This window comes from Anaerococcus sp. AH8042_DFU013_CI05 (genome assembly GCF_047936775.1).
In the GTDB taxonomy this organism is placed as follows: domain Bacteria; phylum Bacillota; class Clostridia; order Tissierellales; family Peptoniphilaceae; genus Anaerococcus.
This window is the reverse complement of the sequence record NZ_CP175954.1, coordinates 1250884-1274501: the sequence shown is the minus strand read 5'-3', so window position 1 is coordinate 1274501 and position 23618 is coordinate 1250884. Positions and strand designations below refer to the sequence as shown.

The 23618-nt window shown below is 32.2% G+C and carries 22 protein-coding genes; 14 read left to right on the top strand and 8 right to left on the bottom strand.

The window, feature by feature from the left end; translation table 11 throughout:
• Nucleotides 1–20: 20 nt before the first annotated feature.
• Nucleotides 21–848 (bottom strand): Cof-type HAD-IIB family hydrolase, encoded by an 828-nt coding sequence (locus ACKRLN_RS06560; RefSeq protein WP_416334658.1) that lies wholly within the window; start codon nt 846–848, stop codon nt 21–23.
• Nucleotides 849–1139: 291 nt separating this feature from the next.
• Here ACKRLN_RS06560 and ald point away from each other — a divergent pair, with 291 nt between their 5' ends.
• From ald to ACKRLN_RS06495, 13 genes are all read left to right on the top strand, one after another.
• Nucleotides 1140–2252, top strand: coding sequence for an alanine dehydrogenase (gene ald, locus ACKRLN_RS06555; protein WP_203126166.1), 1113 nt, complete (start codon nt 1140–1142; stop codon nt 2250–2252).
• A gap of 110 nt (nt 2253–2362) precedes the next feature.
• Nucleotides 2363–3835 carry an alanine/glycine:cation symporter family protein gene (locus ACKRLN_RS06550; RefSeq protein WP_203126169.1) on the top strand — a complete coding sequence of 491 codons (1473 nt, stop codon included), beginning with the start codon at nt 2363–2365 and terminating at the stop codon, nt 3833–3835.
• Between the two features lie 14 nt (nt 3836–3849).
• Nucleotides 3850–4773 carry a TIGR01212 family radical SAM protein gene (locus tag ACKRLN_RS06545; protein WP_203126171.1) on the top strand — a complete coding sequence of 308 codons (924 nt, stop codon included), beginning with the start codon at nt 3850–3852 and terminating at the stop codon, nt 4771–4773.
• A 112-nt stretch (nt 4774–4885) separates the two neighbouring features.
• Nucleotides 4886–5851, top strand: coding sequence for a metal ABC transporter solute-binding protein, Zn/Mn family (locus tag ACKRLN_RS06540; RefSeq protein ID WP_203126178.1), 966 nt, complete (start codon nt 4886–4888; stop codon nt 5849–5851).
• Nucleotides 5852–5857: 6 nt separating this feature from the next.
• Nucleotides 5858–6565, top strand: a complete 708-nt coding sequence (locus tag ACKRLN_RS06535) for a metal ABC transporter ATP-binding protein (protein WP_203126179.1) — start codon at nt 5858–5860, stop codon at nt 6563–6565.
• A 2-nt stretch (nt 6566–6567) separates the two neighbouring features.
• The gene (locus tag ACKRLN_RS06530; protein ID WP_238390442.1) at nt 6568–7425 is read left to right on the top strand and encodes a metal ABC transporter permease; all 858 of its coding nucleotides are present in this window, start codon (nt 6568–6570) and stop codon (nt 7423–7425) included.
• Nucleotides 7422–8345 (top strand): metal ABC transporter permease, encoded by a 924-nt coding sequence (locus tag ACKRLN_RS06525; RefSeq protein WP_203126180.1) that lies wholly within the window; start codon nt 7422–7424, stop codon nt 8343–8345. The genes ACKRLN_RS06530 and ACKRLN_RS06525 overlap by 4 nt, the downstream gene beginning before the upstream one ends.
• Nucleotides 8296–8946 (top strand): metal-dependent transcriptional regulator, encoded by a 651-nt coding sequence (locus ACKRLN_RS06520; protein WP_203126181.1) that lies wholly within the window; start codon nt 8296–8298, stop codon nt 8944–8946. The genes ACKRLN_RS06525 and ACKRLN_RS06520 overlap by 50 nt, the downstream gene beginning before the upstream one ends.
• Nucleotides 8947–8997: 51 nt before the next feature.
• Nucleotides 8998–9612, top strand: a complete 615-nt coding sequence (locus tag ACKRLN_RS06515) for an isochorismatase family protein (RefSeq protein WP_295884071.1) — start codon at nt 8998–9000, stop codon at nt 9610–9612.
• A gap of 146 nt (nt 9613–9758) precedes the next feature.
• Entirely contained in the window at nt 9759–10619 is an 861-nt protein-coding gene (locus tag ACKRLN_RS06510; protein ID WP_295884068.1) for a MurR/RpiR family transcriptional regulator, read from the top strand.
• Complete coding sequence (locus tag ACKRLN_RS06505; protein WP_416334657.1) at nt 10603–11367, top strand: carbohydrate deacetylase; 765 nt, start codon at nt 10603–10605, stop codon at nt 11365–11367. The genes ACKRLN_RS06510 and ACKRLN_RS06505 overlap by 17 nt, the downstream gene beginning before the upstream one ends.
• A 10-nt stretch (nt 11368–11377) precedes the next feature.
• Nucleotides 11378–12781, top strand: coding sequence for a PTS transporter subunit EIIC (locus tag ACKRLN_RS06500; protein ID WP_416334656.1), 1404 nt, complete (start codon nt 11378–11380; stop codon nt 12779–12781).
• Between the two features lie 9 nt (nt 12782–12790).
• Nucleotides 12791–14101: a maltose-6'-phosphate glucosidase gene (locus ACKRLN_RS06495; protein ID WP_416334655.1), complete on the top strand. Its 1311-nt coding sequence runs from the start codon at nt 12791–12793 to the stop codon at nt 14099–14101.
• A 26-nt stretch (nt 14102–14127) separates the two neighbouring features.
• On the opposite strand, the gene ACKRLN_RS06490 is transcribed toward ACKRLN_RS06495, so the two are convergent.
• From ACKRLN_RS06490 to ACKRLN_RS06460, 7 genes are all read right to left on the bottom strand, one after another.
• Nucleotides 14128–14280 carry a hypothetical protein gene (locus ACKRLN_RS06490; protein ID WP_416334654.1) on the bottom strand — a complete coding sequence of 51 codons (153 nt, stop codon included), beginning with the start codon at nt 14278–14280 and terminating at the stop codon, nt 14128–14130.
• A 186-nt stretch (nt 14281–14466) separates the two neighbouring features.
• Nucleotides 14467–14967, bottom strand: coding sequence for a sugar phosphate isomerase/epimerase family protein (locus tag ACKRLN_RS06485; protein ID WP_416334653.1), 501 nt, complete (start codon nt 14965–14967; stop codon nt 14467–14469).
• 13 nt (nt 14968–14980) lie between these two features.
• Nucleotides 14981–16174, bottom strand: a complete 1194-nt coding sequence (locus tag ACKRLN_RS06480) for a sensor histidine kinase (protein ID WP_416334652.1) — start codon at nt 16172–16174, stop codon at nt 14981–14983.
• Nucleotides 16175–16299: 125 nt separating this feature from the next.
• Nucleotides 16300–16968 carry a response regulator transcription factor gene (locus tag ACKRLN_RS06475; RefSeq protein WP_416334651.1) on the bottom strand — a complete coding sequence of 223 codons (669 nt, stop codon included), beginning with the start codon at nt 16966–16968 and terminating at the stop codon, nt 16300–16302.
• Complete coding sequence (locus ACKRLN_RS06470) at nt 16969–17703, bottom strand: lantibiotic ABC transporter permease (RefSeq protein ID WP_416334650.1); 735 nt, start codon at nt 17701–17703, stop codon at nt 16969–16971. It abuts the gene before it with no gap.
• Nucleotides 17696–18448 carry an ABC transporter permease gene (locus ACKRLN_RS06465; protein ID WP_416334649.1) on the bottom strand — a complete coding sequence of 251 codons (753 nt, stop codon included), beginning with the start codon at nt 18446–18448 and terminating at the stop codon, nt 17696–17698. The genes ACKRLN_RS06470 and ACKRLN_RS06465 overlap by 8 nt, the downstream gene beginning before the upstream one ends.
• 1 nt (nt 18449) lies before the next feature.
• A complete protein-coding gene (locus tag ACKRLN_RS06460; protein WP_416334648.1) occupies nt 18450–19148 on the bottom strand; it encodes a lantibiotic protection ABC transporter ATP-binding subunit in 699 nt (232 codons plus the stop codon).
• Nucleotides 19149–19335: 187 nt separating this feature from the next.
• Here ACKRLN_RS06460 and ACKRLN_RS06455 point away from each other — a divergent pair, with 187 nt between their 5' ends.
• A complete protein-coding gene (locus tag ACKRLN_RS06455; RefSeq protein WP_416334647.1) occupies nt 19336–23613 on the top strand; it encodes an acyl-CoA dehydratase activase-related protein in 4278 nt (1425 codons plus the stop codon).
• Nucleotides 23614–23618: the final 5 nt, after the last annotated feature.

Below are 23618 nucleotides of genomic sequence, written 5' to 3'. Positions count from 1 at the left end.
TGCAAGATTTCTTGCAGTTTTTATTTATATATTTCTAGATTATTGGCCAAAAGTTTTTCTATGGCATAGCCCACACCAGATTGTAAATTGTTTTTGGTTATATAATCAGCATGGATTTTAAGTTCAGGGACCGCATTTGCCATAGCAACAGCAAAACCTGCTTGCTCCAACATTGGAATATCATTTTTTTCATTTCCAATGCTCATTATTTCATCTTGATTGATGTCAAGGTCCTGGGCCATTACAGAAATTGCATAACCCTTATTAGTATTTTTGTTCATAACCTCAATTAAAAAAGGAGCGGTTTTTACTGCATAATAGTTATCCACTAATTCCTGGGGCATATTTTTATATAGTCTATCCATTTCGGATTTTTTGCCCATGATTAAAATTCTGCCAAAAGTTTTATCATCGGCAAAGTCATCATATTGGATAACTTGTAGAGGAAGTTTTGAAATCTTTGCATCTATTTTGGTATAGATATTTGGTTTAGTATGGCGAGTATAGAAGCTCTCGTGATCCATGGCCGATATCTGTACATTAAAATCTTTTAAAAGATCATCAATTATTTTTAAATCGATAGGATTTTGAAAGGTACCAGATAGAGGTTTATGGGTATAATTATCAAAAATATAAGACCCATTTTGGCAAACGGAAAAATTACCCTGCTGATTTAAATTTAATCTTTCAACTAAAGGCTTCATTCCAGAATAAGGCCTACCTGATGCCAAAGCTATATGTACACCGGCTTTTTTGGCTTTTTCAATGGCTAAAATATTTGCTTTTGTTAGTCTTTTTAGTGGAGTGACCAAAGTCCCGTCCACATCTATGGTAATAAGTTTTATCATAAAATTATTATATTATATTATTTAATTTAGTAAATGTTAAAAGTTAGATTTAAATAAAAAATAGTAATTTATAATTGTAAACTAAAATTTACATATGAATACTATTTCCTAAAAATTATATATACTTAAAAATAGCTAAATATTCGCATATTATAAGTTATTTTTATTTTTTTGCAATAAATGTTTGACAACGATTTGCAAAGGATTTATAATGTACATAGAGATACAAAAGAAAAAGAAAATTGCGATTTGTATCTAAACTTTTTGCAAATATAATAGGAGGAAATTATTATGATTATTGGAGTACCTACAGAGATTAAAAATAACGAAAACCGTGTTTCTGCAACACCAGGTGCAGTATCTGAGTTCGTTAAAAATAATCACGAAGTTTATGTACAAAAAGGCGCAGGACTAGGTTCTGGTATTACTGATGAAGAATACATAGAAGCTGGTGCGACAATCCTAGAAACAGCTGAAGAAGTTTGGGATAAAGCTGAAATGATCTACAAAGTTAAAGAACCAATCGAAAGCGAATACAAATATTTCAAAGAAGGTCAAATCATCTACACATACCTTCACTTATCAGCTGACCCAGAATTAACAAAACACTTAGTAGATAAAAAAGTAACAGGTGTTGCATTTGAAACAGTTCAACAAGGACGTTTACTTCCATTATTAAGACCAATGAGTGAAGTAGCTGGTAGAATGGCTGTTCAAGAAGGTGCAAAATTCCTATTAAAAACAAATGGTGGTAAAGGTAAATTATTAAACGGTGTTCCTGGAGTAGCTCCAGCATACGTAGTAATTATCGGTGCAGGTAACGTAGGATCTGCTGCTACACAAATTGCAGTTGGTATGGGAGCAAGAGTTAAAGTTCTTGATGTAAATATCGATGCACTTGCAAGACTTGAAGATGTATACGGATCAAAAATTGAAACAGAATACTCAAACCCATTAAACATCGAAAAAGCAGTTAAAGATGCTGACTTAGTAGTATCTACAGTACTAATCCCAGGACGTAAAGCTCCACAATTAGTAAAAGAATACATGGTTGAAGAAATGGAACCAGGTTCAGTAATCGTTGACGTTGCTATCGACCAAGGTGGTTCAACAGACCTTACAAAAGGTAGACCAACAACACACGATGACCCAGTATTTGTTGAACACGATGTAATCCACTACTCAGTAGCAAACATGCCAGGAGCAGCAGCACTTACATCAACATATGCTTTATCAAATGCTACAACAAAATATGGTGTACAAATCGCAAACTTAGGTACTCTTGAAGCAGCTAAAAAATTCCCAGAACTAATCCCAGGAATCAATACACACGATGGATACGTAACACTTGAAGGTGTAGCAGAGGACCTTGGTTACGAATACAAAGATCTTGGACTTAAATAAGAAATAAATTTAACTAGAAAAAATTAGCATTTAAAAAGACACGCATTAGTCGTGTCTTTTGTGCTAATTAGATATAAATAAAATATTCACAAAATATTATTGGAGGAAATATGAAAACGTTTATCGACATGGTCGGTTCACTAAGTGACTTTTTATGGGGTGTCCCTATGATTATAGTTATGTTACTTGGTGGATCATACTTAATTTATAGAACTCGAGCCTGGGTTTTTAGAAACTTTGGATATATATTTGAAAACACATTTGGTAAATTATTTAAAAAATCAGAAGCAACTGAAGCCGGTGAGAAATCGATTTCACCAGTTCAAGCTGTATCTACCGCACTTGCTGGTACAATTGGAGCTGGAAATATTGTAGGTGTGGCAACAGCCATCAAACTTGGTGGGCCAGGAGCTATTTTCTGGTTATGGATAGCTGCTTTAGTAAACATGACTACAAAATTTGCCGAAATCACACTTGCAGTTGCAACACGTGAGAAAAATGAAAAAGGTGAATTTTCAGGTGGGCCTATGTACTATCTAGAAAATGGTCTTAATAAAAGATGGCTAGCAATTATGTTCTCAATTTTTGGGGCGATAGCTATACTTGGAACGGGTTCTCTTGTTCAGTCAAACGCAATGGCAAACTCAATTCATACGATGACAGGTATAGATCTTAGGTTTATAGGTGTAGGAATTATGATTCTTATGGTAATAATTATTATCGGAGGTATCAAAAGAATTGGAGCCTTTGCAGAAAAAATTGTACCATTAATGAGTATCTTATATCTTGGTGCAACAATAGTTATATTAGTAATATATAGAAACGAATTACTTCCAACCCTTGGATACATAGTAAAAGATGCCTTTCAACCAACCGCAGCTGTGGGTGGATTTGCAGGTGCAACTGTACTACTAACTATCCGTCATGGACTTGCAAGAGGTATTTTTTCAAATGAAGCAGGACTAGGTTCTGCACCAATGGCACACGCCGCTGCACATACTGATCATCCTGTTCGTCAAGGAATGTGGGGGGCTATTGAAGTATTTGTATCATCAGTATTAATTTGTACCATGACTGCTCTTGTAATTATTTGCTCAGGCTTGTGGACAGATGGCAATATTGATGCAAACAAACTTACAGCAGCAGCCTTTGAAAAAGCCCTACCAGTCGGTGGAGAAATAATCGTAAGCCTTGGCCTTATGTTATTTGCTTTTACTACACTAGTTTCTTGGTATTATTATGGAGATAAATGTATTTCCTATATCAGTGAATCAAAAGTAGTACGTGGTATCTATAGGGCTGTATATATTATTTTCTCAGTAGTAGGCTCTTTAGGCGGACTTAAATTTGTTTGGTCAATTTCAGATGTGGCTAATGCTCTGATGGTAATACCAAACTTTATCGGTTTGATATTACTTTCAAAGCAATTAGTATGGCTTGTACGCGACTTTAATAAAAACTATAAAGACTCAGGTAAACTTGGTAATTACAATTGGACCTTTGACAATCACTGGGGAGCAGTTTTTGAAAAGCGTAAGAAAAGAGATACCCAAGTATTTGAACTATACGATTATGATAACTAGGGTATAATCTCCCTATGGAGCTTAATAAAAAGAGATATAGGGATTTAGATACTTACTATAAAATCATATACAATAAAAAAATTATTAAACTCCCACTCGATGGCGGATTTACCTGTCCCAATCGTGATGGGAGTTTGTCATTTAAAGGCTGCATCTATTGCTCAGATGATGGTGCAGGCGAATGGACTTACAATTCAGCCGGAGATATTAAAAATCAAATAGCATTTCAAAAAAAGAAACTATCAAAGCCCGGCCGAGAAGAAGCCTACATAGCATATTTTCAAAATTTTACCAATACCTATGGTAATGTAGAAAAGATGCGTCAGATGTTTTTTGCAGCAATAAATGAACCAGACATAGTGGGACTATCCATTGCAACCAGAGCAGATTGTCTACCTAATGAAGTTTTAAATTTGCTAGATGAATTAAATCAAATTACAGACCTTACAGTAGAACTTGGAATGCAAAGTGTAAATGAAAAAACTTTAGAATTTATAAATCGTGGATATGACCACAAAACATTTGATCAGGGGGTAGATAAATTAAACAAATTAGGCATAAAATACATTGCTCATATCATAGTAGGACTTCCAAATGAATACGAAAATGACTATATAAATAATATTTTATATATAAACAAAAAAAACTTTTGGGGAGTCAAAATTCACAATTTGTATATAGAAAATGACAGCTACTTAAAATACTATTATGAAAAAAACAAAATAAAATATACAATGAGTAAGGATGATTATGCAAATACAGTCGTAAAAATGCTTAGGTATCTAAATCCTAACACAGTAATAAATAGGCTAACGGGAGATGGAATTAATGATAATATTGCCTATCCAGGCTGGTCAAAAAACAAAGCAGCAGTGCTATCGACTATAGATAAGATCATGAAAAACAATATATATAGGCAGGGGGACTTATTTAGTTAAAACTAGATAAGTTTCTTTTTTTTTATTTAATAATTAGGTACACCTAAAATAATACTTTACAAATTGAAAATAAAGTATTATAATACACATAAAATAATTTAAGGAGGACATAATGTTCAAAAAAATATTATTATTTATGATTGCATTGCTAAGCTTTACAGCATGTAGTGCTAACAAAGAAGTAAGTGAAACTGAAAATGTCAGTAAAAATGAAGTAGAAAGTAAGGATGATAATAAGAAAAATATCACAGCTACAACTACTTTTATTGCTGATATGGTAAATGAACTAATAGCTGATAAGGCAAATGTAGATACGATAATCCCAGCGGGAGAAGACCCACATGTTTATGTGGCTAAGCCAGAAGATTATAACAAAATTACAGATGCTGATCTAGTTTTATATCATGGTTTACATTTTGAAGGAAAAATGGTGGATGCTCTTGAAAGTGCAGGATATGCAGTAGCGTCAACTTTTGATAAAAATAAATTAGGTGAAATGGAAGAAGATGAGGGGACAGTAACAGATCCACATTTTTGGTTTGATATTGATCTATACAAAGAAGCATTTACAAATACTGCAAATAAATTAAAAGAACTTTATGAATCGGATGATAAAATGCTTAAATTAATCGATGAGAATTATGACAGATATATCAAAGAACTTGATAGCTTAGATAAGTATATTGCAGAAAGACTCAATGAATTACCAGATGGAGATAAATATTTAGTCACTCCTCATGATGCTTTCAATTACTTTTCAAGAAGATATAATATATCAGTTATTGCCCCTCAAGGAGTAACAACTGAATCAGAAGTTTCAAACAAGGACTTGGAAGATACTGCACAATTTATAGCTGATAAAAAAATAAAAGCAATTTTTGCTGAATCTACTACCAATCCAGAAAGAATGGAAAAACTAGCAGATATTGTCAAATCAAAAGGATTTGAAACAAAGATTGTACAAGGAGACGGTAAAGAATTATTCTCTGACTCATTAGCTGAAAAAGGACAAAATGGAGATAATTTTATTGATATGTATAAGCACAATGTAGATTTGATTGTTGATAATCTAAAGTAGGAAATGATGAGAAATGCGATAGAAGTTAAGGATTTAAGTGTATCTTACGGAAAAAACAAAGTATTAGATAATGTGTTCTTAGATATTCCCCTACAATCTAGGACTGCAATAATCGGAGCTAATGGTGCTGGGAAATCCACTTTTATAAAAGCAATATTAGGCTTAATAAAAAAAGAAAAAGGTGATGTCAAGATTTTAGGCAATCACATAAAAAGCACAAAGCAAAATGTAGCCTATGTTCCACAAAAAGATTCAGTAAATTGGGACTTTCCAATAAGTGTTTATGATGTAGTTATGATGGGGAGATATCCCCACATGAAATCATTCGCAAAAGCTGATAAAAAAGATCATGATTGTGTAAGTGATGCTTTGAATGAAATGGGAATCTTAGACTTAAAAAATAGACAAATTTCAAATCTATCAGGTGGTCAAAAACAAAGGGTGTTTTTGGCCAGAGCCTTAGCTCAAGATGCTGCTATCTATATCCTTGATGAACCCCTAACGGGAGTAGATGTAAAAACTGAAGATATTATAGCTGATGAATTTAAAAAAATGCAAGAGATGGGAAAGACTGTCCTTGCAGTCCACCATAATATATATACACTAGAAAAGTACTTTGATAATTTGGTGGTTTTAAACAAAGATATAAAATATTCTGGCAGCCTTTACATTGATAATATAAAAGATGAAATTGATAAGGGATTTAGGAGTTAGATATGATTGATCTATTTAAGCTATACTCCTTTCAAATAGTTGTCGTAGGAATCACACTTCTAGCTTTAGCATCATCTCTTATTGGAACTATTAATATTTACAAGAATCAATCACTAATAGGGGATGCCCTAGGTCATTCTACTTTACCAGGTATCATAATAGCCTTTATGCTAACTTACAAAAAAGATCCTATTACTCTCCTTTTTGGATCTGTAATAAGTGCAGCAATAAGTTATTTTTTGATAGATTACTCAAATAAAAATTCGAAAGTAGGTGCGGATGCTAATATGGCGATTTACTTATCTGGTTTCTTTGGATTGGGTTTGCTTTTAAAATCCTATATCCAAGCTAACCCTACCTTTGCCAATGCAAGTAAGGCGGGACTGGATAAATATATTTTTGGTCAGGCTGCATATCTAAGGGAGGCTGATATTTTTTTGATATTGTTAGCCTTTCTATTATGCTTAGGAATAATGATAATTTTCTATAGGGACATAAAGTGTTATTTGTTTGATAGACAATTTGCAAATCAAATCGGGATTAATACGAAATTCCTAGATTATCTACTATTGTTTTTGACTATCTTAGTAATTGGAGTTGGAATTAAAGCTGTAGGAGTAATTCTAATTAGTTCACTATTAATTATTCCTATAGTTACAGCAAAAAAAATCAGCAATAGCTTCTTAAAAGTTATCGGATTGTCAGCATTATTTTCAATAATAACATCCGTTTTGGGTAGCATGGTATCCACCACATACAAGGGTTTTTCTACAGGTCCATCAATAATAATTTTTCAAGGGCTAATTTTTGTTATAGTAACAATAGGGAAAACTTTATTAAAAGGAGCTGATACAAAATGATAATATCTCTATTACTATTAATATTAACATCCATATCTTGCTCTTTATTAGGCGTTTTCCTAGTGCTTAGAAGAGTATCAATGCTCACAGATGCGATTAGCCATACAGTATTACTAGGTATAGTTTTGGCTTTTTTTATAATACCAGACTTGTCATCTCCAATCCTGATATTAGGTGCATCGGCTATGGGATTTCTCACAGTATTTCTAGTTGAAATTCTAGGTTCAAAAGGCTTGAGTAAATATGATGAAGCAATTGGCGTAGTATTTCCAATACTATTTTCTGCTGCGATTATTTTGATAAGCATATTCTTTAGAAATGTTCATTTGGATTCAGATATGGTTTTAGATGGAGAAGTATTATTTGCATCCTTAGTAAAGATAGATATATTAGGATTTAAGTTAACACAGGCGATTTTTTATCAAGTAATTTTACTTGTAGTTATATTAATTTTTATAATATCCCAATTTAAAAAATTACAAATTTCAACTTTTGATTCAGAATTTGCATATTTGATTGGCGTGCCTACTACACTTATATTTTATATGTTGATGGCATTTACATCATTATCTGCAGTGACATCCTTTACTAGTGTTGGGGCTATACTTGTCATCTCCTTTTTTATAGGACCAAGCTCAACTGCTCTTTTATTTAGTAAAACATTAAAGCAAACTCTAATATTCAGCAGCCTTATTGGAAGCATAAACGCAGCAATAGGATTTTATTTAGCATTAAGTTTAAATGTATCTATAGCAGGTACTGTAGCTGCTGTGAATATGTTAGTCTATCTAGTCCTACTAAGCATAAAGAAGTATACTATTGTTAACAAACTTAACAAGAAAGTTAATGCTAGTAAGGACATGGTAGTAAATGAGAACTTTAAATCCACAAAAAGACGAATATCTAATAACAATATTTAAATTAATGGGAGAATCTGAGAAGGTTACTAATAAATCAATTAGCACACATTTAGACCTGGCTCCTTCTTCTGTAACTGAAATGCTAAAAAAATTGAAAAAAGAAGGCCTGGTAAGCGATGACAAAGATAATATGCTTACAAAAAAGGGTCTAAAATACACAAAAAAATTACTCTCCAAGCATCGACTATGGGAATATTTTTTGGAAAAAGAACTGAAATTTTCACGGAAAGAGGTTCACCCAATAGCTAGTAGTTTGCAATCAGTAACAAATGAAAATCTTCTAAATAAATTAAATACGTATTTAGGATATCCTGATTATTGTCCTCACGGATCAATAATTTATATAAATAATGAAGAAACTTCAAAAGATTTTATAAAAATGAGCCAAGCAACTCCTGGCAAGGTATATATAATTAGAAGAATTAGAGATGATAATGAATTATTAACCTATTGCGAAGCTATGAAAATGGATATAGGTGATAAAATAAAATTTATAGGTTTTGATAGCTTTGATGATACAGCTATTATAAGCTTTGACAAAGAAGAAAAAAGAATTTCTCCAAAAGCTTGTAAAGATATATATTTAAAAGAAATAGAATAACTGCTGTTTATTTTAAAGTATAATTTTATTATATAAATACAAGGGGGACTTATGGAAAGAAAATTAGACGATAAATATTTTGTAAACACTTTTGATCAAGAAAGCGGAATCTATAGCAAAAAAGAAAACACACTTTTGCTAGTAATAGATGAACAACCAAGATTAATGAAGGCTCTAGAAAATGGAGAAGAGGTAATATTAAATACCCTTACCTTAATAGAAGCCTTTAAAAAATATGAAATGCCAATCATTGCAACCGAACAATATCCAAAAGGTCTTGGCAATACAGATGAAAGAATACTAGAAAAAATAGACCAAGATAATATTTTTGAAAAAACTATATTTGATGCAGCAATAGCAGAAGTTTTAAAATTTATAAAGCAAAATGATATTAAAAAAGTAGTAATAACAGGAGCAGAAGCCCACATTTGTGTATACCAAACCACAAGAAGCCTTTTAAATTTAGGCATAAACGTGTTCTTACCAAAAGACGCCCTAGCAAGCTTTAAAGAAAGCCAAAAAGAAGAAGCATTAAAAACACTAAGAGAAATGGGAGCAGTAAGAACAGAAACAGAAACAATCCTATTTGACCTAGCCCGTGATTCTAAAGATCCTAATTTTAAATTTATTTCAGGACTTGTTAAGGAGATGAGGGTAAGGAGTTAAAAAAGAGACACAGCTCTCTTTTTTTTATTGTTTAAGGAAACGTTTTCTGAAATGTACTTAAAATCATTTATAGGTTCAAAATTCGCTCCAAAATCCAACGTTATTTATGATACTATATTTATGAAAACATTTTAAGGAGGAGGTAAATGCAAGAAGGTATTCAAAATATTGAAAGTTTACAAATCATAAATCTTTTATGTAATATTTTAAATACTGAAGAATATGATCAATCAGATTATCAAATAGCAAAGTTTTTGATCAATCATTTATATGATCTTGAAAATTATAGTATTTATGAAATTGCAGAAGAAATTTCCGTATCAAGGTCAACTATCAGAAGATTTTGCATAAGAATGGGATATGAAAATTTTGCTGATTTAAAACAAACTTTAATGGAAGATTATAATCTTGGAATTTTAAGAAATCTTGATTACAAAGAATTAAATGAAGATGATTATAATAATCTTGCAAACGATTTATCGATATTAGCTAAATCTTTTTCTTATAAAAAATTTAAGTCTCACTTAGAAACTGCAGCATATTTGATTAAAAATTCTAAGAAATGTACGATTTTATCAACAGGCATGCAATTAGCATTTTTACAAGGATATCAAGTCTCCATGGCAACGATAGGAAAAGTTATTTGCTTAATGGACATCAATGAACGAAATGAGGAGTATCTTTCAAGGCACAATGAAGATGACTTAATATTTGTAATATCATGGACTGGTAAATTCCTAAATCTGATGCAAAATCAAATAAATTTTTCTAACAGCAAATATTGCTTGGTAACTTTCGAAGACACAAATGTAAACGAAAAAGAATTTTATAAGATATTTAGAATACCCAAAATAGAGGGTCTAAGTGGCAAGGATATATTTAGACTTAGAATAAGTTATGAAGCTGATATATCAATTAGGTATGTCATGCCTTTTATTTGTAACTTAGTAAGCGATATCTATTTTGAAATTAGCAGAAAGGAATTATTAAATGAAATTGATAGTTAATGCAGATGATTTTGGCTATAGTCCAGGTGTAAATGCTGGAATTGTAGATGCGTATAAAAATGGAATAGTATCATCAACTACCATGATGGCAAATATGTATGGATTTGAGGATGCTCTTAAACTTCATAAAGAATATCCTGGGCTTGGAGTTGGAGCACATTTAGTTTTGACAAGTGGAAAACCTTTAACTAATCTTCCGAAAGAATTTTTGGATGATAATAGTGAATTTTTAAGAAGACCTATTTATTTAGACGATCAAAATGAATCTATAGAGAGAGCTTGGCTGGAGGGTGAACTTATATATAAAGAATGGAAAGCGCAGCTAGATAAAATACTTGATGCTGGTTTTAATGTAGATCACATAGATAGCCACCATCACATGCACACCCATGAACAAACAAGAGCTGCTGCTAAAAAAATTAGTGAAGAATATAAATTGCCGGTTAGGAGTAGTTATTTAGACGAAAAATATTTTAATTCACCTGATTTTGTAAAACTTGATGGTGATGGACTACTATCAAACAAAAATACAGATAAACAAAAATTTGTAGAACTTTTTGATCATATTACAAGTTTCGAAACTGTAGAGCTTATGGTTCATCCCGCTTATGTAGATTTTTATTTGATGGATAACTCGTCTTTTAATACAGCGAGGGTTTATGAACATATGTGGTTGACAAGTGATTATATTAAAGGGCTTGTAAAAGAAAGAAACATTGAACTTGTAACATATAAACAATTCAAATGAGGAGATAAATATGAATAGATTTTTTCAGAGATTAGGTAAGGCAATGCTTCTAGCAGTTATAGTAATGCCGATTGCTGGTATATTACTTAGAATTGCATCAGAAGATTTATTAAACATTCCTATATTAGGCGCAGCAGGTAATGCTGTTTTTGGTAACTTGGATATTTTATTTGCAATTGGTGTTGCAATGGGATTTGTAAGTGCAAAAGATCGTGGTAAACCTGCCATGCTTGCAGTAGTTGCTATATTAACACTAAAAGAGGGATTAAAAGTAATGAATCCTGATATTAATATGGGTATATTTGGGGGAATTATTTCTGGTTTAGTATCAGCATATTGTTTTGATAAATTTAAAGAAGTAAAACTGCCATCAGCTTTATTCTTCTTTGCTGGCGAAAACTTCCCATTTTTGGTAGTCTTACTTGTACAAACTTTACTAGCCTTGATATTTGGTTTTATATGGCCAGTTTTCCAAAATGGGATAGATAGTTTTGCTCAAATGTTAGGTAGTATGGGAGCTATAGGAGTTGGCTTATTCGTATTCTTTAATAGATTGCTTCTTCCAACAGGGCTTCATCATGTTCTTAACACATATATTTATTTTGAAATGGGATCATTTACCAATGCAGCGGGAGAACAGGTTAAAGGTGAAATCGGTAGATATATTGCACAAGACCCAACTGCTGGATATTTCTTGGCACCATTTTTTGTAATTATGATGTTTGCTATACCTGCAATTTCTCTTGCAATTTACAAAGCAAGTTTCAAAGACCAAAGAGAAAATGCAAAGGGCCTTATCTCCAGTAGTGCTTTTACCTCATTTTTAACAGGTATTACAGAACCTGTTGAGTTTATGTTTATGTTTGCTTCACCAACTCTATATTTAATCCATGCAATTTTAGCGGGGATAGTTGGTGTAATATCTTATTTAATGAATATAAGAATAGGATTTGCAGCAGGCTCTGGATTTATAGATTATATATTGAACTTAGGCATATCAACAAATGGTTTAAAAGTACTTTTGCTTGGTATCATTACTTTTGTAGTTTATTATTTTGTATTCTATACTTTTATAACCAAAAAAGATGTTAAGCTTATTGGAAGAAATGAAAATAAGGTTGATTACTCAGAGCAAAATGTAGAAAAAGAATCAAAAGCTAGCTTAAAAACAAGCAATTATGGATATCTAGCAAAAACTTTATTAAAATCAGTTGGTGGCAAAGAAAATATTAAAGATTGTTATAATTGTATTACTAGATTAAGACTTGAAGTAAATGACTCATCACTTATTAATGAAGAGCAAATAAAAGCAACAAGTGTTGCAGGAGTTTACAGGCCATCACCAAATAATATTCAAATTATTATCGGACCAGAGGTAGAAAAAGTTTATAACGAGTTTGAAAAATTATTATAGGAGGAAATAATGGATAAAGTAAAAGTAACAATCGCTGGATCAGGAAGTGGATATACACCTGGAATAATCCTTTCATTATTAAATCATAAAGAATTAGATGTATCAGAAATTAGACTTTATGATATCGATAAAGAAAAAAATAGTGATATGGAAACCATAATAAAATTCCTAATAAAAAAAGGCGATTATGGTGTTAAATTAGTAAGAACTGAAAATCCAAAAGAAGGATTTAAAGGGGTAGATTTTATATTTTCTCAAATAAGAGTTGGTGGAATTAAAATGAGAGAATTAGATGAGAAAATCCCATTAAAACATGGTCTGGTTGGTCAGGAAACTTGTGGACTAGGTGGATTTGCTTATGCAATGAGATCTATGAAAGGTTTCTCCGAGATGGTAGATCTTATTCAAAAATTTAATAAAGAAGCCTGGATCTTAAACTATACTAATCCAGAAACAATAATTTCGGAAGTAGTTAGAAGAAAATACCCAGATGCAAAAATAATAAATGCATGTGATATGACAATTGCTATTGAAGAAATAATTGCACAAAGTTTTGGTTATAATAGACAAGATTGGATACCAACTTATTATGGGCTAAATCACTTTGGTTGGTATGAATCTATTTATGATAAAGCTCTAAAAAGAGATGTTATGCCAGAAATAATTGATAAAATTATAAACGAAGGTCTAAATACAGAGGGTGAAGATCCAAGCTGGGCAAGCACATGGAAGTCATATCAAAGCCTTATAAAAACTTTTCCAGATAGGCTTGCGAATAATTATTTACTTTATTATCTTTTCTCGGAACAAATGGTAGAAAAAGAAGACCCTAATTATACAAGAGCAAACCAAATTATGGATGGCCGCATTACAAAAATAAAAGATATTGTAAGAGAAATTAATGAAAATCCAAATTTAGAATCAATTGATTATGAGGGCAACCATCATGGTCAATATATTGTTGATATTGCAGCATCAATTTTACATGATAAAAATGACAGATTTATGCTTATAAAACCAAATAAAGGAGCAATTCCAAATCTAAGAAATGATGCATCAGTAGAAGTTCCATGCTATGTTGGAGCAAATGGTGCTGAGCCAATTTCGCTTAGAAATGATATACCAGATTTTCATAAAGGTTTGATGGAAGCGCAGGTGGCATCAGAAAAATTATTGGTAGATGCTTTTTTTGAAAATTCTTATTATAAGGCTTTACAAGCATTTACATTGAATCAAACTGTACCAAATGCAGTAGTAGCAAAAAAAGTTTTAGATGAACTTATTGAAGGTAATGGTGATTATTGGCCAGAATTACACTAAAAAAAGAGCCTTAGGGCTCTTTTTTATTATGATAAAACTTCTGGCCGTGATTTATTTAAAACATTCTTAGTTGAGCCAAAAGCCATCTTTGCAGCTTTATAAATGCCCATACTTAACAAATCATCTGAATTTACTTCTACACTTATAATTTGTGGATTTACGTTTGATTTTTTAATCATATCTACGAACCCTGAAGTATTATTTTGTCCGTGATTTGGAAGTAGTTTGTCATGCATAGATTCAGTTCTAAGGTAATCTTCTGCATAATATCTTTTATAGGAATCATTAAGTTGAATAGAAATTATTTTTTCTGATATTTCTTTTGGTAGTATTCCATCATAATTATGGTCAGATTTTACCCAATGCTAATTATCTAAAATTAAATAAGCATTATCCATTCCTGATTTTTTTATTATTTCATATCCATCTAAATAATCGTATATGCCACTATAGGGCATGGGCTCTAAAGCGATTTTTAAATCTCCTGCTCTTAAGCAGAGGCTTTTTAGTTTCTCTGATATATAATCTAGAGGGTATTCTTCTAGTAAAAATATATTAATATGATCTACATCAAAAAGTCTGCACATATGATAGCAAATTTGTTCTTTGTACTTCATCTCATAGGGCATATCATCATCAGCCCATTGGGTTATGCTTTCTACTTCTGTTACTTTTATTTGATATTTATCTAAAATTTCTAATAAATCCGCATCCCTTAATCTTGAATGGATGGCATCTATATAATTTTCAGCCCTTAATCCAATTCCATCAAATCCTGCTTGGCTTGCAGCTTTTACCCTTTGCTCAAATGTACATTCGTCTCCCAAGGTCCATGAGCTTAAAGTTAATGGTATATGTTTTGACATTTGTTTTTTTCCTTTATTTATAAAAAATAAATTTTACTATTGCTCCGCTCTTACTATCTTTTTGATAATTACCCAAATTTAGTCTTCCCTTATTAGATTTTAAAATCTCATCAACCATTACCAAACCCATGCCGTGCTTTATTTTATCGGTTTTGGTGGTTAGATTTTTTTGTGGGATCTTATCGAGGATTTCTTTTTTAAAACCTGGGCCTTGATCTTTTACTGTTATTTGGTAATAATTTTTTTGGTTTTCAAATGTTAGATAAATGTTACTATTTTTGGGACTGTGTTCTGTGGAATTTACTATTATATTTTGTATAGCTACTGCTATTTGTTCTCTATCTAGCTTTATCGTTGAAGGTTCTGATTTTGTTACTATTAGATTTATATTTGCGTTTTTACATATTGATTTTGCAATGTTTATCCAATAATTAATTGCGTTTTCATCTACTTTTTGTGGATTATTTGCTATGTTTCTTGAAAAATTATTTAGTTTTTCGATATAAATATTTAAGCGATCTATACCGGTTTCTATATCATTTATATATTCTAATTGATCAGGATTGCCTTCTTCTTTTAAAAGTTCCGTGTTTCCTTTTATTAGGGTAATAGGTGTGCGGATATCGTGGGTTATTGATTCTATTAGATTTTTTTGTTTTTGTTCTATCTGCCATTGGTCATGTAAGGATTTTTTTAAATCTAAGGCCATAGCATCTAAGGAATCTAATACTCCAGCAATCTCTGTATATTTGGAATCTTCTGATTTAAAATCTAGATTCATGTTTTTAATTTGCAGATTGGTTTTGGAAATTTTTTCTATTTCATTTTTTATTATTTTTATGGATTTTCTAACTAAAATGATGAATCCTAGAAGCCAGATTATAAATGCTAGAGAAATATAAAGAAGTTCTATATTATTTATTTTATGATATGCCTTTTCTGATGCTAAGATAGGGGATATTTGGTAGGATAAAATCAATGTTTCACTATCTTTGGTCAGTTTTTTAAAATATTTGTTATTAAAAGGCAAGTTTGAATTTGCTAATCCCGTTTTTTCTGCTTGGTCTACATAGTCTTTATATTTATTGTCAATAGTATTTGCTACTATTTCTCCATTTTTTAGATATTTATAATCAAAATAAAAGGGGATGCTTTTAGGACTAAAATCATTCTTTTCAAAACTTTCTTCAACTTTTGAGATGTTCATTTCTGCGTAATTTGCAGGATAAATATATCCTCTTCTTATTAATAAAGTAATGCTAATTAGAAAAAAGAGAAATACAAAAAAAGTATAAATTATCTCGAAAATTGCATATTTTGTTATAAGCCTACCTAAAGATTTTCTATTTCCCATTTATATCCTACTCCCCAAATAGTTTTTATAGGGTTTACCTTGTATTTTCCAAATTTATTTCTAATTAGTTTTATGCGTTCGGTTATTGAAGTTTGACTATCACCATCAGCATCATAGCCATAGACAGAGGTATAAATATTTTCTTTCGTAAAAACTTGGCCTTTATTTTTTATAAGTAACTGACATATATCATACTCACTTTTTGTTAGATGTATTTCATCTTCGTAGCAGTAAAATTTTTTTGCTAGTAAATCACAAGAAACAGGAAAATCTAGCAGGCGATTATGTTTTTCTCTTTTTTCTCGTCTTATATGCGCTCCTACCCTTGCTCGCAATTCTTTTATTGAAAATGGCTTTGTAATATAGTCATCTGCACCAAGGGCAAATCCTTCTAGTTTATCATTTTCAAAGTCCTTGGCTGTTAACAAGATGATTGGAACATCAATCATACCCCTATATTTTTCTAAAAACTCAAAACCATCCATATTTGGCATCATTATATCTAGGATAAGTAAGTTAAAATTTGTAAAAATATTTGGATTAATGGTCGATGCATCGTTACAAACTTCAATTTCATAGTCTTTTTTTAAGGTGTTCTTTATCAGATTTGTAAGATCTTTATCATCATCGATAAGTAAGATTTTCATTTAATCCTCCATTTTTGCGTACACATCCCATTTATTAAACCAGTTTGTGACAATGATTAGAAAAATAATGCTAATAATTATCCCAAGGCCAATAAATTTTAGGAAAACTTTTAAGGATACAGCACCTTGGGCCAACAAATATATTAATTTTATAGGCCACACAAAGGGCGAAAATTTCCAAATTAAAGCTCCTAGACCGGTTGTACCAAGTAAAATTGCTGCAAGGGTAAAAAAAATCCCGATCATAATAGATCCGCTTTGTCCATATTTTAGATTTAAATATTGGTAGATTGGAATAAGGGGGATGATTGTAAAAAATACTAGGGCCATTAATATCAAAAATTCACCTAAATTTATAGATTTGTTTTTAAATGCAATCCAAAACCCTAGAAAAATAACACTTGCTATTAAAATAATTAAAGCATACAATAACGCAATTAGCAAAAATTTTGCTACAAATGATTTTTTACGACTTATACCGAATTTTACATCATTGGTATAAAAACTTGCATTTTTATCTGCTTCATAAAGCATGGGTACAAAAAAACTTAAGGAAAAAGTGGCTAAGATAGCAAAAATTTCAAAAAAGGCATATATTTCTACACCTTTAAAGCTATTTGGGCCCATTGTATAAAGGGAAAATCCTAGGGCATATAATATTGGTGCAAGCAATAAAACCCACCTTATGGGCTGCCTTTTTGTTCTTAGCCAGTTAGATTTAATTATATTAAGCATTTTCCTTTTCCTTTCTATTTATAGATAAAACCATAAACAAAACATAAACACCAAGGCTTAGTACAATTCCTAGAGTGATTACACTTTTATCCCATAGGAGTGAATTGGTGTCTAAAAATGTTCCGTTTGGGTGAACTCCGATGATTGGTGCTAGCATCCTCAAACTATAAGACCAAGGATAAAATTTCCACAAATCTTTAACAGCTGGGTTTGGGGAGATGATTGATAAAATAAAGTTTAGAATTAGCAATACAAAAGCTTTGCTAGATAAACTCATTATAAAAAATGAAAATCCTACTAGAGGCATGACCCCTATAAATAAAACCACTCCTGCCTTTATAAGCATAGCAAGGCTTATATTTTCTTTTAAAATAAAATTAGCAACTAAATAAATTATAAGGATTGATACCATTACTATTGCAAAAACTTCTGTAAGTACTAGCAGAGATTTTGCTACTTTTATCTTTTTCCTATCCAAGCCCAAACTTTTTTGTAAATTTAATTGACTTTGTTTTTCTTTTGCCAATATATTTATAACAAGCAGGCTAATTACTATTGGTAATATAAGTAAGGGAAACCAATTAAAGGCAGTTGCTAGTAAAAAGCTTTTGCCCTCAGGACTTTTTCCCATAAGAACATTCATTAATAAATTAAATACTATAAAAATTATGGGTGTTAGTAAAAGTATTTTTGCATTTGCAGACCTTTTTTCTTTTAATATTTCAGCTTTTAAAATATTTGCCATATTAAAAACCTTCTTTCTTGATAATATCCATAAATAAATTCTCTAAGTAATCGCTTCCCTTATTATTTTCACCTTCATAGGCTAATTTTCCGTTTACAAGGATACCAACTTTATCGGCAACTTGGTCAATTTCACTTAAAATGTGGCTAGAAATAAGAACTGTTATGCCCTCATTTGTAAAAGATTTTATAAGTTCTCTAAGCTCTGCTATGCCCACTGGATCAAGGCCATTAGTTGGCTCATCTAAAATTAATAATTTTGGATTATTTATAAGAGCCATAGCTATTCCCAGTCTTTGTTTCATGCCTAGAGAAAATTCGCGGGCCAATTTATTTCCTGTGTTTGTAAGACCAGCTATTTTTAAGACTTTATTTATCCTTTCTTCTTCTATATTTAAAAGGGTAGTAAGTACTTTTAAATTTTCATAGGCTGTTAGATTTGGATAAATAGCTGGAGTTTCAATAATTGAGCCTATTTGAGATAAATCATTTTGACTTATTTCATGACCTCTAAAAATAATTTCGCCGTAGCTTGGCTTTATTATTTGGGTTATAAGTTTCAAAAAAGTTGATTTGCCGGCTCCATTTGGCCCCAAAAGACCATAAACTTTTCCTTCTTCAATATTTATTGAGACTTTGTCTAAGGCCTTAAAATCTTTATATTCTTTGGTTAAGTTTCTTGTTTCAATTATGTTTTTCATAATATGCCTCCCTTTATATTTGCTATTATAAAAGCAAAAAATAACTAAATTATAACCAAATCTATCCCGACTTTTTTACTTGTATTTAATTTCAAATATGGGGTAAAATATAAGTGTTAATCAAATAAGAAATAGAGTTAATTTATAGATTAATTTTTAATATAGATTAGAATAAGAAAGGCGTATTATGAATTTACATATGGGACTTGATGTAGGGTCTACTACTGTAAAAATTGTCATCACAGATGAGAATTTTAATACCATTCACCAAGTATATAGAAGACACAAATCTGATGTCAAAGAAACTGTAAAGAATGTTTTAACTGAGGCTTATGACCAGTTTAAGGATGATTATATAACTATAAATGTAACTGGATCTGGTGGGATGTTCCTAGAAAAATATATGGGCATCAATTTTGTCCAAGAGGTTATTGCAGAAACCGCTGCAATTAGGAAATTTATTCCAGAAACGGATGTGGTTATTGAGCTAGGCGGGGAAGATTCTAAGATTACATACTTATCAGGGTCGGTTGAACAAAGAATGAATTCTATTTGTGCAGGCGGTACTGGTGCGTTTATTGACCAAATGGCAGCACTTTTGGATACTGATGCCTCTGGTTTAAATGATTTAAGCCAAAATTATAAGAAAATCTACCCAATTGCCAGCCGTTGTGGTGTTTTTGCAAAAACTGACATCCAAGCCTTGATGAACCAAGGAGCAAGTCGTGAAGATATTGCAATTTCAGTTTTTCAATCAGTTGTTAACCAAACTATTTCAAATCTTGCCTGCGGGAGACCTATCCGAGGCAATGTTACATTTTTAGGTGGACCACTGCACTTCTTGCCAGCACTTCGCAATAGATTTGTCGAAACCTTAGGCCAAGATGGCAATACTTTCACAACCCCTGAAGATGCCCAACTTTACGTAGCAAAGGGTGCAGCTATCCTTTCAGCTGAGAATGACGATTATGTACTTTACAGTACTTTGATAAAAGAATTAGAAAAAGACGCTCCTGAAGACATGGAAATGACAAAAAAACTCGAACCTCTATTTACAAGCGAAGAAGAGTACGAGAACTTTGTCAAAGACCATAAAACAGATGAAGTAATTTACCAAGATATATCTACATATGAGGGACCTATATATGTCGGCATCGATGCTGGATCTACCACAAGCAAAATGGTGTGGATTACAGAAGATGCACACATTATCCATGAAGATTACAGGATGAACCTAGGTCGTCCTCTTGAAGTTGTTATAAATATGTTAAAAGATGCATATGCTAAGAAAAATCCTAAGGCCTACATAGCCTCATCTGGTATTTGCGGTTATGGGGAAGATTTTATAAAAAATGCCCTTCATGTTGACAATGGAGAAGTAGAAACCATTGCCCACTACCGTGCAGCTAAGTTTTTCAATCCAGATGTTGACTTTATTCTAGACATTGGTGGCCAAGATATGAAAGCCATGCATATCAGAGATGGCATTATTGACTCTATTCAGCTAAATGAAGCTTGCTCTTCAGGATGCGGGTCATTTTTATCAACCTTTGCAGCAAGTGTAGGTATGTCTGCAGCAGAATTCCAAGAAAAAGCACTATTTTCAAAAGAACCAGCAGATCTTGGTAGCCGCTGTACAGTTTTTATGAATTCAAAGGTAAAACAAGCCCAAAAAGAAGGATCTGAAGTAGCTGACATTGCAGCAGGTCTTTGCTATTCTGTAATTAAAAATGCTATCCAAAAGGTAATCAAAGTCCGTGATCCAAAATCTCTTGGAGACAATATAGTTGTCCAAGGAGGAACCTTCTACGGTGATGCAATTTTAAGAGCCTTTGAAAATATCACAGGCAGAAAAACAACCAGACCAGAAATTGCAGGACTTATGGGTGCTATGGGTATGGCCCTAATTTCTCGCGATAATTCTACTGGTCAATCAAGCTTATCTGATATTTCAGAACTAGAAAACTTTACTTATGAGCAAAAAAATGCAAGATGTGGTTTGTGCACCAACAACTGTGCTTTAATCATCAATGTTTTCCCAGATGGTACTCGTTATGTAACAGGCAATAGGTGTGAACGCGGTGCCGGAGTTAAAAAAGAAGAAACAATGGCAGATTTAAATATGTACAAGTTTAAAAATGACCTGCTATTTAATAGAAAAACTTTGGGAGATGCCGCTCGTATGGGCAAGGTTGGCTTGCCACGTGTATTAAATATGTACGAAGACTATCCATTCTGGCATAAATTCTTTACATCATTAGGATTTGACGTTGTTTTATCAGGCAAATCAGACAGAGAAATGTATGAAAAAGGAATTTCTTCTATTTCATCAGAAACTGCCTGTTATCCAGCAAAACTTGCCCACGGCCATATCGAAGACTTGGCAGCAAGAGATGATTTGGATTTGATTTTCTATCCAGCAATTTTTTACGAATACAAGCAATTTGACAAGGCCCAAAACCACATGAATTGCCCAGTTGTATCAGGATATCCCGATGTAATTAAAAATAATGTGGAGTCCTTAGCTGGCAAAAAATATATGAATCCATATCTTTCGCTAGAAAGTGAAAAAATAATTACAGATAGACTCATTGAAGAATTTGAAGGCTATGAGCACAATGGCAAGAAACTAAGTAAAAAAGAAATTAAAAACGCAACAGCTGCCGCTTGGAAGGAACTTCAAAATTACCACGATCAAATAAGAATCAGAGGCAAGGAAATTATTGATTATGTAAATAAAAATAATCTAAATGCAATTGTCCTTGCAGGTAGACCATATCATATTGACTCAGAAGTTAACCACGGAATTCCAGAACTTATCGAGTCTATGCATATACCAGTTATTTCTGAAGATGCAGTTGCCTACAATATCGAAGATGTAGACACAAAAGTCCGCGTCCTTGACCAATGGTCATACCACGCAAGACTTTACCGAGCAGCAGAATATGTAGCAGAAAATCCAAACCTACAATTAATCCAACTAAACTCCTTTGGATGTGGACTTGATGCGGTAACAACAGACCAAGTCCAAGATTTACTTGAAGCTTACGGCAAAATTTACACACTTCTTAAAATAGATGAAGTTTCAAATCTTGGTGCAATAAAAATTAGAATCAGATCTTTACTCCAAGCCCTAAATCAAAAGAAAATGGAGGGTATCGAGTTTAAAAAAGATTTGGATCGCCTAGATTATGAAACCCCAGAATTTACTAAGCAAATGGTAGAAGAAGGATACACAATTCTTGCTCCACAAATGGCAAGAGAACATTTTAGAATCTTAAGTCCAGTTTTCCATCACTTTGGCATGAATATTGAGTTTTTAGATACTGTAAATGACAAAGTCCTTGACCAAGGATTAAAATACGTAAATAATGACTCATGCTACCCATCAATTACAGTTGTGGGACAATTTATGGAAGCTGTTAATTCTGGTAGATATGATACAGATAAACTTGCAATTGTAATGACACAAACAGGTGGCGCCTGTCGTGCAAGTAACTATGTTGGATACATTAGAAAAGGTCTTCGTGATGCTGGATATCCAAATATTCCAGTAATTGCAATTTCTGCCCAAGGTATCGAAACAAACTCAGGCCTTGATTTAAGAAAACCATCCACAATTCCGTTTTTAAAAAGAGGAATCAAGGCAATAATTTTTGGTGACCTTATAAATCGAGTTGCAAATGCTACAAGACCTTATGAAGTGGAAAAGGGTGCAACTGATAAATTAAAAGAGGAATGGATTAACCGCCTAGAATCTAGCGCTCCAACCATGAATGATAGAGAATACAAAAAAGCTGTTAAAGAAATCGTAGAAGATTTTGATAATTTACTAGTAAAAGACATCAAAATTCCAAAAGCGGGGATTGTTGGAGAAATCCTAGTGAAATTCTTGCCAGAGGCAAATAATAACTTACAAAAAGTCCTTGAAGCAGAGGGAGCGGAAGTAATACTTCCAGACCTAACAGACTTTTTTATGTATTGCATGAAAAACTCAGAATTAAAAGCTGATCTGTACGGAAAAAGCAAAATGAGTGCCACAGTTGGTAAAATTGGTATAAGCATTGTCGAACAATATAGAAAACCAGTAAGAAAAGCTCTCCGTGAGTCAAAAAGATTTAATGAACCAGAATATATCGACCAAATTGCAGAATATGCAAAAGATGTGACAAGTCTTGGAAACCAAGCTGGTGAAGGTTGGCTACTAGCTGGAGAAATGGTAGAACTAATCCACGCTGATGCACCAAATATTGTCTGCATCCAGCCATTTGGTTGTCTTCCAAATCACATAACAGGAAAAGGTGTTATGAAAAAAATTAGAGAAGAATATCCACAAGCTAATATAGTAGCAATTGATTATGACCCAGGAGCAAGCGAGGTAAACCAAATTAACCGTGTAAAACTAATGATGAGCCAGGCTCGCGATGCCCTAAAACAAAAAGAATTACAAAAAATAGAAAATTAGGAGGA

Coding starts and splice junctions, on each gene's coding strand:
- ACKRLN_RS06490 (WP_416334654.1), bottom strand. CDS start 14,280: ATGATTAAAAAATCAAACGTAAATCCACAAATTATAAGTGTAGAAGTA.
- ACKRLN_RS06530 (WP_238390442.1), top strand. CDS start 6,568: ATGATTGATCTATTTAAGCTATACTCCTTTCAAATAGTTGTCGTAGGA.
- ACKRLN_RS06485 (WP_416334653.1), bottom strand. CDS start 14,967: ATGTCAAAACATATACCATTAACTTTAAGCTCATGGACCTTGGGAGAC.
- ACKRLN_RS06510 (WP_295884068.1), top strand. CDS start 9,759: ATGCAAGAAGGTATTCAAAATATTGAAAGTTTACAAATCATAAATCTT.
- ACKRLN_RS06470 (WP_416334650.1), bottom strand. CDS start 17,703: ATGCTTAATATAATTAAATCTAACTGGCTAAGAACAAAAAGGCAGCCC.
- ACKRLN_RS06545 (WP_203126171.1), top strand. CDS start 3,850: ATGGAGCTTAATAAAAAGAGATATAGGGATTTAGATACTTACTATAAA.
- ald (WP_203126166.1), top strand. CDS start 1,140: ATGATTATTGGAGTACCTACAGAGATTAAAAATAACGAAAACCGTGTT.
- ACKRLN_RS06475 (WP_416334651.1), bottom strand. CDS start 16,968: ATGAAAATCTTACTTATCGATGATGATAAAGATCTTACAAATCTGATA.
- ACKRLN_RS06505 (WP_416334657.1), top strand. CDS start 10,603: ATGAAATTGATAGTTAATGCAGATGATTTTGGCTATAGTCCAGGTGTA.
- ACKRLN_RS06455 (WP_416334647.1), top strand. CDS start 19,336: ATGAATTTACATATGGGACTTGATGTAGGGTCTACTACTGTAAAAATT.
- ACKRLN_RS06535 (WP_203126179.1), top strand. CDS start 5,858: ATGAGAAATGCGATAGAAGTTAAGGATTTAAGTGTATCTTACGGAAAA.
- ACKRLN_RS06560 (WP_416334658.1), bottom strand. CDS start 848: ATGATAAAACTTATTACCATAGATGTGGACGGGACTTTGGTCACTCCA.
- ACKRLN_RS06515 (WP_295884071.1), top strand. CDS start 8,998: ATGGAAAGAAAATTAGACGATAAATATTTTGTAAACACTTTTGATCAA.
- ACKRLN_RS06540 (WP_203126178.1), top strand. CDS start 4,886: ATGTTCAAAAAAATATTATTATTTATGATTGCATTGCTAAGCTTTACA.
- ACKRLN_RS06525 (WP_203126180.1), top strand. CDS start 7,422: ATGATAATATCTCTATTACTATTAATATTAACATCCATATCTTGCTCT.
- ACKRLN_RS06465 (WP_416334649.1), bottom strand. CDS start 18,448: ATGGCAAATATTTTAAAAGCTGAAATATTAAAAGAAAAAAGGTCTGCA.
- ACKRLN_RS06495 (WP_416334655.1), top strand. CDS start 12,791: ATGGATAAAGTAAAAGTAACAATCGCTGGATCAGGAAGTGGATATACA.
- ACKRLN_RS06480 (WP_416334652.1), bottom strand. CDS start 16,174: ATGAACATCTCAAAAGTTGAAGAAAGTTTTGAAAAGAATGATTTTAGT.
- ACKRLN_RS06520 (WP_203126181.1), top strand. CDS start 8,296: ATGAGAACTTTAAATCCACAAAAAGACGAATATCTAATAACAATATTT.
- ACKRLN_RS06460 (WP_416334648.1), bottom strand. CDS start 19,148: ATGAAAAACATAATTGAAACAAGAAACTTAACCAAAGAATATAAAGAT.
- ACKRLN_RS06500 (WP_416334656.1), top strand. CDS start 11,378: ATGAATAGATTTTTTCAGAGATTAGGTAAGGCAATGCTTCTAGCAGTT.
- ACKRLN_RS06550 (WP_203126169.1), top strand. CDS start 2,363: ATGAAAACGTTTATCGACATGGTCGGTTCACTAAGTGACTTTTTATGG.